The sequence below is a fragment of the Agrococcus sp. SL85 genome, from assembly GCF_026625845.1.
Taxonomy (GTDB): Bacteria; Actinomycetota; Actinomycetes; order Actinomycetales; family Microbacteriaceae; genus Agrococcus.
This window is the reverse complement of sequence record NZ_CP113066.1, coordinates 315,959-330,908: the sequence shown is the minus strand read 5'-3', so window position 1 is coordinate 330,908 and position 14,950 is coordinate 315,959. Positions and strand designations below refer to the sequence as shown.

Here is a 14,950-nt window from a genome sequence, read left to right as displayed (position 1 = left end):
CTCGTCTCGTTCCAGCATGGTCGTGGTCGTCCGTCCGTCGTCCGGCATGCGAGCCACTCTCCCACACCCCGACGACGGCGCGGGGTCAGCGGCGCGGCCCGGGGTAGGACTCGAGGAGCGCCTCCGCGTCGAACTCGGCGTGCGCGGTCGAGGGATCGACGTGCGCCAGGAGCGAGGCGTCGAGCACCTCGAGCTGCGAGAGGTCGAGGGGCTCCTGGTCGGGCAGGCCCACCGACCGGAGGAAGTCGAGGAACTTCGTGCCGTCGCCCGCGATCTGCCTCGGCGCGCCCGAGAACCTCGCCCAGCGCGCCGGGATGCCGTAGGCGGCGGCCAGCACGAGGCCGTGGAGCGAGGTCGAGACGACGGCGCGGCAGGTGAGGAGGCGGTCGACCACCGACTCCATCTCGCCGTAGCCCACCTGCCGCAGGTCGAGGTCGACGACGCCCTCGCCGAGCCTGCCGAGGCCGCGGTCGGCGACGTGCTGGATGACGCCGAGCTCGTGGACGGCCTCGACCTCGGGGGCGTAGAACCGCGGCAGCAGCAGCGCGGGGTCGCCGAGGACCTCGGGCGCCGCGCCGCCGGAGCGCCGGACGAGCTCGCGCGTGAGCGGCCCGCGCACGGCGCTGTAGCGCGCGCGGGGGTTCAGCTCGTCGCTCATCCTCGGGGTGCCAGAGCCCCAGACGTGCTGGTCGTCGCCCGCGAGGCGGATGATGCTGCCGATCGCGAGCATGCCCTGGTCGGGCCGGACGAACCTCGGCGGCAGCCCCGAGACGCGCTCGACGACGTAGGGGCTGAGCGCGTCGCCCAGGTTGCCCGGGAACGGCCGCTTCATCCACCACATCGCCGGCCGCTCCTCCGGGGCGACCCCCAGTTCGGCCGCGCGGCGCTCCAGGCTCGAGGTCGACCTGCAGCGAGCGGGCCTCGAGCGCCGTCGCCCCGCCGAAGGCGAGCGCGGCGTCCACGTGCTCCTGCGCGCCGTCGAGATCGGCGTGCTCGAGCGCCGTGCGGGCGCCGAGCAGGCGCGCGGCGCCGTCGTCCGGGTGGCGTCGCACGTGGGAGCGCACGGCCTCGTCCGCCTCGGCGCGCCGGCCCCGTCGCCGGTGCACGGCGGCGAGCCGCTGCGCGTGCGCGATGCTGTCGTAGCCGTAGTCCTCGGCCGCCAGCAGCATCGCCTCCGCCGCGCCGTGCTCCTGCTTGCGGAGATAGTCCCCCGCGACGGCGGTGAGCACCTCGCCCGGGTTCCGCAGGAGCGGCAGCTGGGCGACGCCCGCGCGGTGCTGAGCCACGTTGCCGCTGTGGCCGTCGAGGATCCACGTGTCGTCGCCGACCTGCTCGGGATGCCGCGCGATCCGCGTCGAGGGCAGGACGAGCACGCTCAGCTGCCCCTCGAAGCTCGACCAGGCGCGCTGCAGCAGGTACGCGTCGGTCACGGGCTGCGCCTCCGCGGCCTCGAGCGCCTCCATGTGCTCGAGGAACGCGCGGGCGGGCGCGGTGTCGTTGAAGGCCACGAGGCCAGGGCGCCACATGCTCGCGAAGCGGTACGGATCCAGGTCGCGCAGCCCGGTGCCCTGGGTGAAGGCCGCGAAGTCGGCCTGCATGCCGCGCAGCGTCTCGGGGGCAGCCCGCAGGTCGGTGTCGACGTCGAGCCACACGATCGGTCGGCCGAGCTCGTCGAGCTTCTCGCGGTAGAAGCGCACCTTCCTGCGGCACCAGCCGACCCAATCGAGCGAGGGGTCGTCGAAGTGGTCGATCGAGTGGTCGATGCCGAGCCGATCGCACGCCGCCGCCAGCCGCTCCGCGCGGCGGTGGTAGTACTCGTCGCCGGCGGCGAACGACACCACGACCGGCAGTCGCGAGTCGATCTGCGGGGCCATGCTGGGGGCTCCTCCTGGCTCCGCGGTGCTCGGGGTGCGGGGCGGGTCAGGCGCCCCCCTCGGCGCGCTGGCCGCCGCGCTCGCGACGCTAGCATGGCGTCGTCGCGCGACCTGGACGTGGGCGGGGCGGCTGAGGACGGGAGCGAGCGTGCAGGAGCAGACGGAGCAGCTCGGGCGGCTCGAGCGGTTCGTGCGGCCCGCGCTCGAGGGCAGCGAGTCCCAGCGGACGCAGATCGAGCGCCTGCGGCAGCAGCTCGCCGAGGCGCGGGAGCGCGAGCAGCGCCAGCGCGCGGAGGTCGCGTCGCTTCGATCGCGCATCACGAGCTCGGCCGACGCGGCGCGCGTGCGCGCCGCCGGCCAGCAGACGGAGGCCGCCGAGCTGCGGGAGCGCCTGCGCGCCGCGTCCGAGCGGGAGTCGCGCGCCCGGGCCGAGCTCTCGGAGGCCCGCGAGCGCATCCAGGAGCTGCAGGAACGGCTGCGACAGGGGGCGGCGTCTCGGCTGGAGGCCGCGGAGCGGACCAACGAGGTCCGCGCGGAGGTCGCCGCCGCCCGAGAGCGGCTCGTCGCGCTGGAGGAGCGCCGTCGGCGCGAGGCTGAGGAGTCCCGACGCAGGGTCGTCGCGCTCGAGGAGGGCCGTCGGCGGGAGGCCGAGGAGCACCGGCGGCGCCTCGCGGCGATGGCGGACCGGCTCACCGCGGCAGGCGAGCGCGAGGGGGAGCGCGCCGTCGCGCTCCGCGACGCGCGCGCCCGGCTCGACGAGCGTCGCGATCAGCTCGTCGAGCGTCGCGATCAGCTCGTCGAGGTCAGGGCACGCCTCGCGGACGCGCAGGAGCGCATCGCCGCGGCCGCGGCCAGGGCATCCGCCGCCTCCGCTCGAGCGGCCGACGCCCAGCGGCGCGCGGCCGAGTCCCGGCAGCAGCTGCTCGAGACGCGCGAGCGGCTCATCGAGACGCGCGAGCGGCTCGTCGCCTCTCGCGACCGCATCGCCGAGGTCGGCGCGGAGCTCGGCGCGGAGCTCGCGGCGGCGCGAGAGCGGATCGGCGAGCTCCGCGCCCGGCTCGGTGCCGGGACGCAGCAGGCTGCCCCGAGCGGCACTGCCGCTCGGGGCCCCGAGGCGGACGCCTAGGCGCCGAAGTCGGGCTCGCGCTCGCCGACGCCGAGGAGCGCCGCGATCGCGGCGACCGATCGCGCGGCGGCGCGCCCGTCGCCGTAGGGGTTCACGGCGTTCGCCATCGCCTTGTAGGCCTTCTTGTCGGTGAGCAGGTGGTGCGCCTCGAACTCGATGCGCTCGCGGTCGGTGCCGACGAGCCGCACGGTGCCGGCGTCCACGGCCTCGGGCCGCTCGGTGTTCTCGCGCATGACGAGCACGGGCTTGCCGAGGCTCGGCGCCTCCTCCTGCACGCCGCCGGAGTCGGTGAGGACGATCGTCGACGCGCCCATCACCTTCGTGAAGTCGGCGTAGCCGAGCGGCTCGGTGACGATGACGTTCTCGAGCCCCTCGAGCTGCGGCAGCACCGACTCCCGCACGGCGGGGTTGCGGTGGATGGGCAGCACGATCGTGTGGTCGGCGTGCCGCTTCGCGATGGTCGCGAGCGCCTTGCCGATGGCCTTCATCGAGCCGCCGAGGTTCTCGCGCCGGTGCGTGGTGGCGAGGATGATCGGGCGGCCGCTCGCGATCGCCTCCGCCACGCGCGCGTCGGTGGGCACCGTGTCCCACGAGGAGGCCTCGAGCAGCGCGTCGATGACCGTGTTGCCCGTGACGACGATCGTCGCGGGATCGACGGACTCGCGGCGCAGGTTGTCGCGGGAGCCGGCGGTGGGGGCGAGGTGCAGCTTGGCGACCTGGCCGATGAGCTTGCGGTTCGCCTCCTCGGGGAACGGCGAGTCGATGTCGCCCGTGCGCAGGCCCGCCTCGAGGTGGACGACCGTGACCTGGCGGTTGAACGCCGCGATCGCGGCCGCCATGGCGGTGGAGGTGTCGCCCTGCACGATCACGATGTCCGGCTGCTCGCGCTGGATGAGGTCGTCGAGCCCCGCGATCGCGCGCGCGACGATCGAGTTGAGCGGCTGGCCCGGCTGCATGAGGTCGAGGTCGTGCTTCGGCTCGATGCCGAACATCGCGTTCACCTGGTCGAGCATCTCGCGGTGCTGGCCGGTGACGACGGCGATCGACTCGAAGCGCTCGTCCTGCTCGAGCGCCTCGATGACCGGGGCGACCTTGATCGCCTCGGGGCGCGTGCCGTAGACGGTCATGATCTTCTGCGGTGCCATGGTCTTCTCGTTCCGTGTCGAATCAGGTGCCGGAGAACAGCGGGGGATGCGCCTCGGTCGCCGACTGGAGGGCCCGCTTCGCGGACTCCTCCTTGCCGAGCGCGATGCAGTGGGCGTAGTAGCGGTACATGGTGGCGACCTCGTCCGCCGGGCCGTCGGCGATGAGGGTGCCGCTGTCGAGCCAGAGCGCACGCGTGCACATCTCCTCGATCGTCTTCGCGGCGTGGCTGACGAGGAAGACGGTGCCCGCGCTGTTGATGAGCCCGTGCATCGCCTCCTTCGCCCGCTCCGCGAACGAGGCGTCGCCCGTCGAGAGCGCCTCGTCGATCATGAGGATCTCGGGATCGGCGGCGACCGAGATCGCGAAGCGCAGGCGCGCGCCCATGCCGGAGGAGTAGGTGCGCATGGGGTCGCGGATGGCCTCGCCGAGGTCCGCGAGCGCCTCGATGCGCTCGCGGGCGAAGTACGCCTCGTCGGGGGTCATGCCCATCGCCAGCGTCCCGAGCCAGATGTTCTCGAGCCCGGAGAGCTCGGGCACGAGCGCGGCGCTCACGCCGAGCAGCTGCGGCTGCGCGCTCGCGACGACGGTGCCTGAGGTGGCGGGCTGGAGCCCCGCGAGCACGCGCAGGAGCGAGCTCTTGCCCGAGCCGTTCAGCCCCACCAGCCCGAGCATCTCGCCCTCGCGCGCGGCGAGCGAGACGCCCCGCAGCACGGGACCCGACACCTTGGGGCGCCGCAGCATGCCTGCGAGGCCCGAGCCCTCGGCACGGCGGCTGCGGTAGCGCAGCCGCACGTTCTCGGCGGCGATCGTGACCTTCGGCTCCTCGCTCAGGCGCCAGCCGACCGCCAGCTCACTCTCGGCCATAGCGCTCCTCGTCCGCCCAGAACAGCAGGAACCCGACCACGAGGGTGCCGATCGACCAGGCCGCGAGCATCCCGAGCTCCTCGATCGGGGGCACCGCGCCGTCCATGAGGATCGTGCGGTAGGCATCGAGCACGACGTAGACGGGGTTGGCCTGGATGATGGCGAGCATCGTCGGGTGGTCGACGAAGCGCTCGATCGGGAAGATGACGGCCGAAGCGTACATGAGCAGTCGCGCGACGAAGCCCATCGCCTGCGCGAGGTCGGGCACGCGCGCGCCGGCCCAGCCGAACAGGAGCGCGAAGCCGAGGTTCAGCGCGCAGTGCAGCACGAGGATCGGCAGGAAGAGCGACCAGGTGATGGTGATCGGCTCGTGCGGCGGGATCACCATGATGCCGAGCAGCATCACGGCCATCGCGGGCACGCTGACGAGCAGGTCGCGGAGCACCATCGAGATCGCGAGCGACACCTTCGGGAACGCGAAGGCTCGGATCATCGACTTCGAGTTGCGGATCAGCGAGACCCCGCCGGTGATCGAGCGGCTCGAGAGCTGGAACATGAAGACGCCGATGAGGATGAACGCGATGAAGTTGTCCATCCCGTTCCCGATCTGCAGCAGGAGCCCGAAGATCACCCAGTAGAAGGCGGCGTCCAGCATCGGCCGGAGGATGTGCCAGAAGACCCCGAGGCGCTCGTTCGAGTAGCGCGTGAGCGCTTCGCCGCGGGCGCCCGCCCAGATGAAGTGGCGGCGGTCCCACAGCTCGGTCACGTACTCGCGCAGCGGCGGGCGGCTGCCCACGCGCCGCAGGTGGCTGAGGTCGCCGTAGTGCGACTGGAGCTCGCGGCGGAGCCCCGTCGAGAGCATCGCGGCGCCCGACTTCCGCGTCGACCACGCGCGTCGCCACTGCGTCCGGAGTCCGCGGGACTCAGGACGCGGCGACGTGCGAGTCATGCAGGGACCTGGGCAATCTGTGGGCGTGCGGGAAGCGGAACGCGGGTCGCTCCGCCCTCGATGGTACCCAAGGGCTCACGCACCGCGGCGCGCGAGGGTCTCGCGGTAGCGCTCGCCGATCGCGTCCCAGGTGCGCTCGGCCGCCCGCTCGAGGCCGAGAACGGCGAGCCTGGCGCGCTCCGCGGGATCGGCGGCGAGGGCCTCGAGGCGGTGGGCGAGCGCCTCCGCATCGCCCGCGGGCACGGTCGCGCCCGCGGCGACGAGCGCATCCCCGACGATCTCCTCGAGCGGCGGCAGCGCGCTCACGAGGAGCGGTGTGCCCGAGGCCATCGCCTCGACGGGCTTGAGCGGCGCGACGGTGCGGGTGACGGCGCGGTCGAGGCGCGGCACCACGACCGCGTCGAGCGCGTCGCGCCACTCGGTGGCGCGCTCGCGCGGCACGCGCCCCGGCAGCACGGCCGCGTCGCCGAGGCCGAGGCTCGTCGGCGAGCGCGAGCAGCCCCGGGCGCGCCGTGCCGTCGCCGATGAGGAGCGCGCGGACGTCGGCGCCGCGCGATCGCGCGGCCGCCACGGCGCGCAGCAGCACGTCGAACCCCTCGTAGTCGACGAGCGAGGAGGCGGCGCCCACCCAGCAGCCGTCGCGGGGGAGCCCGAGCGCGGCCCTCGCGTCGCGCGGCTCCGGCCGCTGCCGCTCGAGCGCCGCCCGGTCGATGCCGTTGGGCACGAGCCGGATGCGCTCGCGCGCGACGCCGCGTCCCACGAGGTCGTCGGCCATCCGCTCGGCGAGCGTGAAGACCGAGTCGGCGTCGGCCGCGAGCTCCGCCTCGCGCTCGCGCGTCAGCCGGTAGCGCTCGCTCGCCGCCGCGCGATCGCGCGCCTCCTCGCTGCCGAGGCCCGCGAGCCAGGTCTGCTCGAGCATCCCGCGCACCTCGTACGCCCAGGGCAGTCCCAGTGCGTCCGCGACCTCCCGCACGACGACGGCGTTCGGGTAGTGCGTCGTCGTCTGCAGCGCCATCGGCTCGACCTCGGCGGCGAGGCGGGCGAGCGCGTCGGCCTGCTGCACGAGGCGGCCGTCGGGCGTCGGCGCCAGCATCGTCGGCAGCGCGCGGTGGTAGCGGATGCCGTCGACCTCGTCGACCGAGCGCGCGGCGAGCCCGCCCACGACGACGGGGTAGCCGATCCGCGTCATCGCCACGGGGGCCAGCCCTGCCTCCTGCTGGGCGCGCAGCACCGCGTGCGAGCGGAGCGTGTAGCCCGACTGGGTGTGGGGGAGCGAGTTGGTGAGCAGGTGCAGCACGCCGTCGCCGCCGCGCGCCCTGCCGCCCCGGAGGCTCCAGCGGAGCCGCGTGCCGGGCGTCATGATGGCGAGCTCGGCGCGCAGCGCGCGGTGCAGGCGCGGCGCCGCGCCCGTGCGCGCGAGCAGGGCGATCGCCTCGCTCGCCTCACCCAGCTGCCACGCCGCCCGCGCCCGAGCCGCCGCCGGGCAGCGGGGGTCGTCGACGACCAGCTCGGGCAGGCCGGCCGCCTGCGCCACCTCTGCGCCGAGCCTCGAGAGGCCCGATGCGGCGAGCTCCGGCAGCAGCGCACGCGTCGCGGCGAGATCGCCGGAGAGCCACGTGCCGAGCAGCGCGCGGTCGGCGCCGCGCGCCGCGCGGACGAGGGCGCCCAGGGGCCCGCGAGCGGCGGGGAAGCGGCGTGCGAGCCTGCACCGCGAAGGTCGTCGGGTCCTCGCCGATCGAGCGGGCACCCGTCGCGGCCGCGAGCGCCGCGTTGCCGGCGATGCGTGAGGATCGCGCGGCCGCCCCGCGCGCGACGAGGAGGGGCGTGACGCGGGCTGCCATGCGGCAATCCTCCCACCCACTAGCCTTGCTCCCATGTCGACCCCCGTGACCAAGGCCGTGATCCCCACCGCGGGGCTCGGCACGCGCTTCCTGCCGGCGACGAAGGCGCTGCCCAAGGAGATGCTCCCGGTCGTCGACAAGCCGGTCATCCAGTACGTCGTGGAGGAGGCGGTCCGTGCGGGCCTCGGCGACGTGCTCTTCGTCACGGGTCGCAACAAGAACGCCCTCGAGAACCACTTCGACCGCGCGACCGAGCTCGAGCAGATCCTGCACCGCAAGGGCGATCAGACGAAGCTCCACAAGGTGGAGGAGTCCTCCGACCTCGCCGACGTCCACTACGTGCGCCAGGGCGATCCGAAGGGGCTCGGCCACGCCGTGCTCCGCTCGCGCGCGCACGTGGGCGACGAGCCCTTCGCGGTGCTGCTCGGCGACGACATCATCGACGAGCGGGACCACCTGCTCGAGCGGATGCTCGAGGTCCAGGGCGCTCGCTCCACGACCGTGGTCGCGCTGATGGAGGTGCCGCCCTCGCAGGCGCACCTCTACGGCATCGCGACCGTCGAGGCGACCGACGAGGAGGACGTGGTCCGCGTCCTCGGCCTCGTCGAGAAGCCGGAGCCCGGCTCGGCGCCCTCCAACCTCGCGATCGTCGGCCGCTACGTGCTGCGGCCCGAGGTCTACGGCGTGCTCGAGCGCACCGAGCCCGGCAAGGGCGGCGAGATCCAGCTGACCGACGCGCTGCTGGAGATGGCCCGCGACGAGTCCGTGGGAGGGGTGCACGGCGTGGTCTTCCGCGGCCGCCGCTACGACACGGGCGACCGGCTGGACTACATCAAGGCGAACGTGCAGCTCGCCGTCGAGCGCGATGACATCGGACCGGGCCTGCGCTCGTGGCTGCGGGAGTTCGTGCCCTCGCTCGAGGAGTGAACGCCGTTCGGGCTTCGCATTTCGAATTCCGCCGGGATTCGGGATTCCATTCCATATTGCATCGCCATCCCGAATTCCATTAGCATCGGAATATGGCAAAGCAGACTTTCGTGCAGCTCGTCGACGACCTCTCCGGTGAGAGCATCGAGGAGGGCGCAGGGCGCACGGTGCGGTTCTCGTTCGACGGGGCCGACTACGAGATCGACCTGACCAGCTCCCACATCGAGGAGCTCTCGGCGAGCCTCGAGCAGTACGTGCGCGCGTCGCGCCGGGTGTCCGGTCGCCGGGCGGGCGGGCGCGCGGCGTCCACCTCGCGCAAGGGCGGCTCGGGCGAGACCGCCGCGATCCGCGAGTGGGCCCAGGCCGAGGGCATCCCGGTCGCGACCCGCGGCCGCATCCCGGCAGACCTCGTCGAGCGCTACCGCAACCGCTGACCGGCGACGGGCGCGGCCGCCGCCGGGCCGGGCACGGCCTCGGCGGCGCGGTCCGATCGAGGCGTCCGCGCCGTCCACGCGTCCCACGATGGGGCGCTCAGCCGACCGCGGACCGGAGCGCCACGTCGAGCGCGTCGTCGATGGCGCGGGCGAGGCGCGCGAGGCCGTCGTCGTTCGGATGCACGCCGTCGGCCTGGATGAGCTCGGGCTGCCCGAGGAACAGGTCGCCGAGCTCCAGGTAGGTGGCGTCGTGCGCCTCCGCCTCGCGCTCCACCCACCGCGCGAGCGCGCGCAGCTCCGCCGGCGGCTCGGTCGCGCCCCACAGCGGCGACGTCACGTAGATGCGCGCCTCCGGCAGCGCGGCTCGCAGCTCCTCGAAGAACGCGACGACGCCGGCCTCCAGGTCTTCGGTGCCCAGGTCGTTGCGGCCGCCGGAGACGACGACGACGTCGGGAGCGGCGGCGACGGCCTCCGGGATCACCTCGGCGTAGGTCTCGCAGTAGGCGAAGCCGCAGCCGTCCTCACCCGCGCTCGTCGCATAGCCCGTGCCGCCTCGGGCGATGTTCACCACCCGCCACCCGCGCAGCTCGCCGAGCTGCGCGGGGAAGCTGGCCGCCTCGCTCGACCTCCCGGCGCCGTAGGTGTACGAGTCGCCGATGAACACGGCGACCGGCTCCTGCGCGGCCGACGGGGCAGGCTCGGCGAGCGGGGCGTGCTCGAGCGCCGCCGACGCGGTGTCGCGGCCCTCCTGGCCCGCGACGCGGACGACGCCCACCGCGATCGCGGCGATCACCACGGCAGCGACGACCACGGCAGCCGCGATCATCCTGCGCCTCGCGCGCGCGACGACGTGCTCCCCCATGCGAACCAGGGTAGGGCGGCCGCGGGGGCGGCGACGCCGTCCCGGCGTGTCGCCCGAGCCGCGCGCAGGGTCGAGCCGTCAGGGGTCGAGCAGCGCGTCGATGCGCCGCGCGATCCGCTCGAGGCCCTGGGCGTCGGGGTGGAGGCCGTCGTCGGCGATCAGGTCGTGGCGCTCGGCGAAGAGGTCGCCGAGGTCGACATGCTCGCCGCCGATCGCGAGCACCTCGCGCTCGACGACCGCGCGGAGCCGGAGCAGCGCCTCCGGCGTCGGCGATGCGTCCCACAGCGGCGAGGTCGCGACGATGCGCGCATCCGGCAGCGCGCGGCGGAGGCCGCGGAAGAGGCTCGCGCACCGCCGCGTCGAGCGCTGCGTCGCTCTCGGCGCCGCCGGCGGGCAGCAGGTCGTTGCGGCCGCCGGAGACCACGACGACGTCCGGTGCGAGGCGTGCCGCGTCGTCGATCCGCTCCGCGTAGGCCGGGGCCCGCACGTACCCGGAGCCGTTGACGCCGAGGTTCACGGTGTCCCAGCCGCGCAGCTCGCCGAGCAGCGACGGGAATCCGGTCCCGGCGAGCTCGGTCGCGTCGCCGTACGTGTAGGAGTCGCCGATGAAGGCGGCGAGGGGACGGGGGCCGTCGGCGTCGGGCGGCGCGGTCGGCGCCGGTCGCGCGTCGGCCACGGCGCGCACCACGAGGGCGCCGACGACGAGGGCGGCCAGCGCTCCCGCGACCAGCAGCGCGCGGGCGCGAGCGCCGCGCCGGTCGGGACCGCGCACCGCTCAGCCCACGATCGCCCGCACCGCCTCGAGCGGCACCGGCAGCCACTCGGGGCGGTTGCGCACCTCGTAGACGACCTCGTAGAGCGCCTTGTCGAGCAGGAGCGCCCGCAGCACGGGGTCGTCGCGGTCGACCGGGCCCGCTTCGGCCTCGTAGCCCGCGAGGAACTCGGCCTGCCGCGCCGCGACCCAGTCGCGCGCGGCATCCGCGTCGCCGTCGCGGGCCTCCTGCAGCGCGGAGCCCGCGGCGTAGTCGAACGAGCGCAGCATGCCGACGACGTCGCGGAGCGGCGTCTCGCGCACCATCCGCTCGTGCAGCGGCCGCAGCGGCTCGCCCTCGAAGTCGAGCAGGATCCAGCGCCCCTCGAGATCGCGCAGCACCTGCCCGAGGTGCAGGTCGCCGTGGATCTGCTGGAGCGTGCCGAGGCGGGTCGCGCCCCGCAGGCGCTCTGCCTCGAGCGCGAGGCCGCCCGCGAACGGCTCGAGCGCCTCGGCCGCCTCGTCGCGCGCCCACGCCATCCGCTGCTCGAGCCCCGCGACGAAGCGCAGGGCGTCCTCGTCGTCGGCCTCCGCGGTGCCGAGCGCCGTCGCGAGCTCTCGGTGCACCGTGGCGACAGCAGCGCCGAGCCCGCGGGCGTCGGGCGCGGGCGAGGCGCCCCCGCGCACGGACTCGAGCGCGTGCGCGCGGAACAGCGCCCATGCATCCTCGCCGCCCGCGACGAACGACGAGACGGCGAGGAGGTGGCCCGTGACCGTCGTCTCGCCCGCGGCCCACGAGCCGCGCAGGGAGGCGAGCAGGCGCGGGACGCCTCGCGTGCCGCCGCGCGTGAGGGCGCCCGTGACGACGACCTCGGGGTTGTCGCCGGGGGAGACCACGCGGAAGGCCTTCGCGATCCAGCGGCCGTCGCCACCGATGATCGAGGTGTTCGACTGCTCGCCCGCGAGCACGCGGATGCCGCCCTCGGCGGGGGTCTCGACGGCGTCGCCCTCGAGGCCCGGCACCGCCGTCGTGCCCGTCGCGGCGGCGAGCAGCGCACGCACCGTGGCCGGATCCGCGCAGCCGTCGACGAGCCAACGATCGCCGAGCCGCGCGATGGGGGCCTCACCCGGCTCGTCGCGCAGCGCGACCGGCACCTGGAGCAGCACGTCGTCCGCCCGCAGCAGCAGGATCGCCGCGTCGTCGCCGAGGGGCCACGTGCGCTCGAGCACGACGGCCGGTCGCGTGCCCTTCAGCGGATACCAGCGCGTGCCAGGCATCCAGGCGGCGACCGCCTCGACCACGCGGTCGTCGTCGAGGTGGTGCGGGTCGGTCGTGAGCTCGCCCATGGGCCCATGATGGCTCATGCGCCTCCGTGCGACCTCCGCGTCCGCACGGGCCAGCGGCGTCGGGGCCGGGGCGCCGCGACGACCTCGGCCGAGCGGCTCAGCCGAGCGGGGTGGTGTGCAGCTGCGCGCCGAAGACCATGCCGTAGAGGTCGCTGACGGGCGCGATGAGGCCCGTCGGCCCGCACCCGCCGACGGGCGTGCCGCGGATGCCGGACACCACCGCGACCGCCGTCGCGCCCTCGGCGTTGGGGTGCGTGACGACGGGGCCGCCGGAGTCGCCCAGGCAGAAGGCGCGACCGGCGGACGAGGTCACGAGGATCACGTTGACGCACTCCTGGCCTGCGACGGAGGAGTAGCAGGCGACGTAGGAGTCGCCCGAGCGGAGGTCGCACTTCCAGCCCGTGACCTGGCCGGAGGAGCACAGGTAGTAGCCGGCCGGCGGGCGAGTCGTCATCGCCGAGGTGATCGCGAGCGTCGAGGTCTGGCCGGTGTAGATCCGGGGCAGCGTGCGCGCGTCGTAGTCGAGCGCGATGGCGCCGAGATCGGTCGCGTACGCACCGTCGTTCAGCGTGGCGACGAGCTCCGAGGTGCCCACGCGCGTCCCGCTGTAGTTGCGCACGGCCCTGCCGTCGCGATAGTCGCTGCAGTGCGCGGCCGTGAGGATCATGGGGCGGTGCCCGTAGACGCCGGAGAAGCCGGAGGTGCACGAGACGAAGGCGCCCGAACGGAACTGCGTCATCACGCGCATGCCGCCCGAGAACACCGTGGTGTCGTCGGTGCGCGCCGTCTGCACGGGGGCGCGCCCCACGGGGTCGATCGTGCTCGCGGTCGAGAGCGGCAGCTCCTCGGTCTCCTCGACGACGAGGTCGACGCCGAGGGCCGCCGCGTCGGCGCGCGCGTCGGCGATCGCGTCCTGCACGCCCGCGTCGTCGAGCGGGATGGCCTCGCTGCCCCCGGCCGCGGCGGCGTCGGCCGTCGGCACCTCGACGGTGATGCCCTCGGCGCCCAGCTGCAGCCCGAAGGCGCCCTCGGCGGGCAGGCTCGCGGCGAAGGATGCGGCGACGTCCGCGATGTCCGCGGCGCTCGCGGCGGCGGGCACGAAGCGGACGTCGATGCCCTCGGCGGCCGCGGCATCGGCCACCTGCTGCACCTCGGCGGGCACCTCGCCGCTCCAGCCGACCTCGATCCATCCGGCCAGCGGATCGCCCGTGACCGCGCCCAGATGCTGCTCGGCGGCGAGCGCGTCGATGTGCCCGATGCGCTCGATCACGGCGAGGTGCCGCTCCTGCACCGCGGGCAGGTCGGAGGCCGCCGTGGGGGCGGCGGGGAGCTGGAGGAGCGCCGCGCCGACGCCGATGGCGACAGCGGCGGCGAGGAGCGGGCGGCGCATGCGGGACCTCGTGACCGGTGGGGCAGAACCGAGTTCCGATCGTACCCGAAACATTCAACCTCACCTAGAGGGTCTTCTGCGGTGCCGCGCGCCGCCGTCGACCGGCGATCAGCCGGTGGGGTTGTCGACCCTCGCCTCGGCCCGCTGCTCGATCCCGACGCTCGCGCCGCGGCGCCGCAGCACCGCGCGCACGACCAGCCAGCCCGCGCCGCCGAGCACCAGGAGCAGCACGAGCCCGGGCACCGACTGCCCCAGGCCGAACAGCAGCGTCGCGCCCCAGGCGAGGAACGCCGCCCACCCCGCCGCGAGGCCGTCCCAGAAGCTCGGGGTGCCCGTGGGCCCGGCGACGGTCGTGGAGCGGATGTCCACGCCGATCGTCGACATCGCCACCGCATCCTCGATGGCCCGCTGCTCCGAGAGGAGCTGCTCGAGCTCCGCGGTGCGCTGCGTCAGCTGCGCCTCGACCTCGAGCAGCGTCTCGGTGTCGGCGGCGCTCGCGAGCAGCGCCGTCAGCCGCTCCACGGAGGCCCGCGCCGCGTCGACGCGCACCGCGAGGTCGCGCACCTGCGCCGAGACGTCCTGCTCGCCGAGGTCGACGCGCGCCACCTCGCCGAGGCCGCGGAGCGCGGTCAGCAGCCCCTCGACCTCCGCGGCGGGCACGCGCACGACGAGCGTCGCCCACGCGGGCTCGAAGTCGGTCGAGGCGCCCTCCGAGCGCTGCTCGACGCCACCGCCGCGCGCCTCGGCGGCGTCGGCTACCGCATCGGCGACACCGATCGGATCGGCGGCGCGCATCGCGAGCGTGCCGGAGACGATGACCGAGGCCTCGTCGCCGACGCCCGCGGCGGGGAGGCCGTCGCCGCCGCCGTCCTCCGCGGGCGCGTCCGGGGCCGCGCCGGGCTGCGCGCCCGGCTCCATCGGCTCCGGTGCGCCGAGGCTCGGGGCCCGCGACGCCGGAGCCGCCGCCCGTGGTGCCGCTGCGATCGCTCGGATCGTTCGGCTCGCTGGAGGCGAGCGCGCCGCAGCCCGCGAGGAGCGCGACGAGGAGGACGGAGCCGGCGATCGCCGCGCCGGACGGGATACGGAGCCTTCGCATGCCCCCATGCTCCGCTCGCGGCAGGGCACGCACAGCCCAACGTTCCCCGCGACTCGCTCGTCCGCGCCGCGCTCCGGCGCGTCCGGCGGCGCCCCGCAGGACGGTCGGCCGCCCTCCCGAGCGGGCCGCCCACCGAGCTGCCCACCGTCCGAGCGGAGCGCGCCTCGCGCTCAGCCGCGCTCGGGATCCTTCCTGCGCGCCTTGGCCTCGGCCTTCGCGTCCGCCTTCGCGCGGGCCTCGGCCTTCGCGTCGGCCTTGGCGGCGGCCTTCGCGTCGGCGGCCGCCAGTCGCTCGGTGGCCTTCGCGACGGCCTCGGCCGCCTTCGCCTCCGCGCGCCGCAGGC

Annotated in this window: 12 protein-coding genes and 3 pseudogenes; 3 read left to right on the top strand and 12 right to left on the bottom strand. The window is 75.0% G+C overall.

Going from position 1 to position 14,950, the window contains the following annotated elements; genetic code table 11:
• Positions 1-85: 85 nt before the first annotated feature.
• A complete protein-coding gene (locus OVA14_RS01535; RefSeq protein WP_267504569.1) occupies positions 86-841 on the bottom strand; it encodes a polysaccharide pyruvyl transferase family protein in 756 nt (251 codons plus the stop codon).
• A gap of 1,181 nt (positions 842-2,022) precedes the next feature.
• On the opposite strand from OVA14_RS01535, the gene OVA14_RS01530 reads away from it, so the two are divergent.
• The gene (locus OVA14_RS01530; protein ID WP_267504568.1) at positions 2,023-3,000 is read left to right on the top strand and encodes a hypothetical protein; all 978 of its coding nucleotides are present in this window, start codon (positions 2,023-2,025) and stop codon (positions 2,998-3,000) included.
• Here the strand turns inward: OVA14_RS01530 and wecB are convergent.
• The 5 genes and pseudogenes from wecB to OVA14_RS13720 all read right to left on the bottom strand — a co-directional run.
• Positions 2,997-4,145, bottom strand: coding sequence for a non-hydrolyzing UDP-N-acetylglucosamine 2-epimerase (gene wecB, locus OVA14_RS01525; protein ID WP_267504567.1), 1,149 nt, complete (start codon positions 4,143-4,145; stop codon positions 2,997-2,999). The genes OVA14_RS01530 and wecB overlap by 4 nt on opposite strands.
• 22 nt (positions 4,146-4,167) lie before the next feature.
• The gene (locus OVA14_RS01520; RefSeq protein WP_267504566.1) at positions 4,168-5,010 is read right to left on the bottom strand and encodes an ABC transporter ATP-binding protein; all 843 of its coding nucleotides are present in this window, start codon (positions 5,008-5,010) and stop codon (positions 4,168-4,170) included.
• The gene (locus tag OVA14_RS01515) at positions 4,997-5,872 is read right to left on the bottom strand and encodes an ABC transporter permease (RefSeq protein ID WP_267504565.1); all 876 of its coding nucleotides are present in this window, start codon (positions 5,870-5,872) and stop codon (positions 4,997-4,999) included. Before OVA14_RS01515 ends, OVA14_RS01520 begins: the two co-directional genes overlap by 14 nt.
• Before the next feature lie 162 nt (positions 5,873-6,034).
• Positions 6,035-6,427 (bottom strand): annotated as a pseudogene (locus tag OVA14_RS01510) (glycosyltransferase); the annotation flags it as partial.
• A 256-nt stretch (positions 6,428-6,683) separates the two neighbouring features.
• Positions 6,684-7,319 (bottom strand): annotated as a pseudogene (locus OVA14_RS13720) (glycosyltransferase); the annotation flags it as partial.
• Positions 7,320-7,833: 514 nt separating this feature from the next.
• Between OVA14_RS13720 and galU the strand changes: the two are divergent.
• Positions 7,834-8,727 (top strand): UTP--glucose-1-phosphate uridylyltransferase GalU, encoded by an 894-nt coding sequence (gene galU, locus OVA14_RS01505; RefSeq protein WP_267504564.1) that lies wholly within the window; start codon positions 7,834-7,836, stop codon positions 8,725-8,727.
• Positions 8,728-8,819: 92 nt separating this feature from the next.
• Positions 8,820-9,161, top strand: a complete 342-nt coding sequence (locus OVA14_RS01500) for a histone-like nucleoid-structuring protein Lsr2 (protein ID WP_267504563.1) — start codon at positions 8,820-8,822, stop codon at positions 9,159-9,161.
• A 97-nt stretch (positions 9,162-9,258) separates the two neighbouring features.
• Here the strand turns inward: OVA14_RS01500 and OVA14_RS01495 are convergent, their stop codons facing one another.
• From OVA14_RS01495 to OVA14_RS01475, 6 genes and pseudogenes are all read right to left on the bottom strand, one after another.
• A complete protein-coding gene (locus OVA14_RS01495) occupies positions 9,259-10,023 on the bottom strand; it encodes an SGNH/GDSL hydrolase family protein (RefSeq protein ID WP_267504562.1) in 765 nt (254 codons plus the stop codon).
• Positions 10,024-10,101: 78 nt separating this feature from the next.
• Positions 10,102-10,245, bottom strand: coding sequence for a hypothetical protein (locus OVA14_RS01490; protein WP_267504561.1), 144 nt, complete (start codon positions 10,243-10,245; stop codon positions 10,102-10,104).
• 133 nt (positions 10,246-10,378) lie between these two features.
• Positions 10,379-10,699, bottom strand: a pseudogene (locus tag OVA14_RS13715) (SGNH/GDSL hydrolase family protein); the annotation flags it as partial.
• 99 nt (positions 10,700-10,798) lie between these two features.
• Positions 10,799-12,121, bottom strand: a complete 1,323-nt coding sequence (locus OVA14_RS01485; protein WP_267504560.1) for a maltokinase N-terminal cap-like domain-containing protein — start codon at positions 12,119-12,121, stop codon at positions 10,799-10,801.
• Positions 12,122-12,218: 97 nt separating this feature from the next.
• Positions 12,219-13,511 carry a trypsin-like serine protease gene (locus OVA14_RS01480; protein ID WP_267504559.1) on the bottom strand — a complete coding sequence of 431 codons (1,293 nt, stop codon included), beginning with the start codon at positions 13,509-13,511 and terminating at the stop codon, positions 12,219-12,221.
• A gap of 108 nt (positions 13,512-13,619) precedes the next feature.
• A complete protein-coding gene (locus tag OVA14_RS01475; RefSeq protein WP_267504558.1) occupies positions 13,620-14,429 on the bottom strand; it encodes a DUF4349 domain-containing protein in 810 nt (269 codons plus the stop codon).
• Positions 14,430-14,950: the final 521 nt, after the last annotated feature.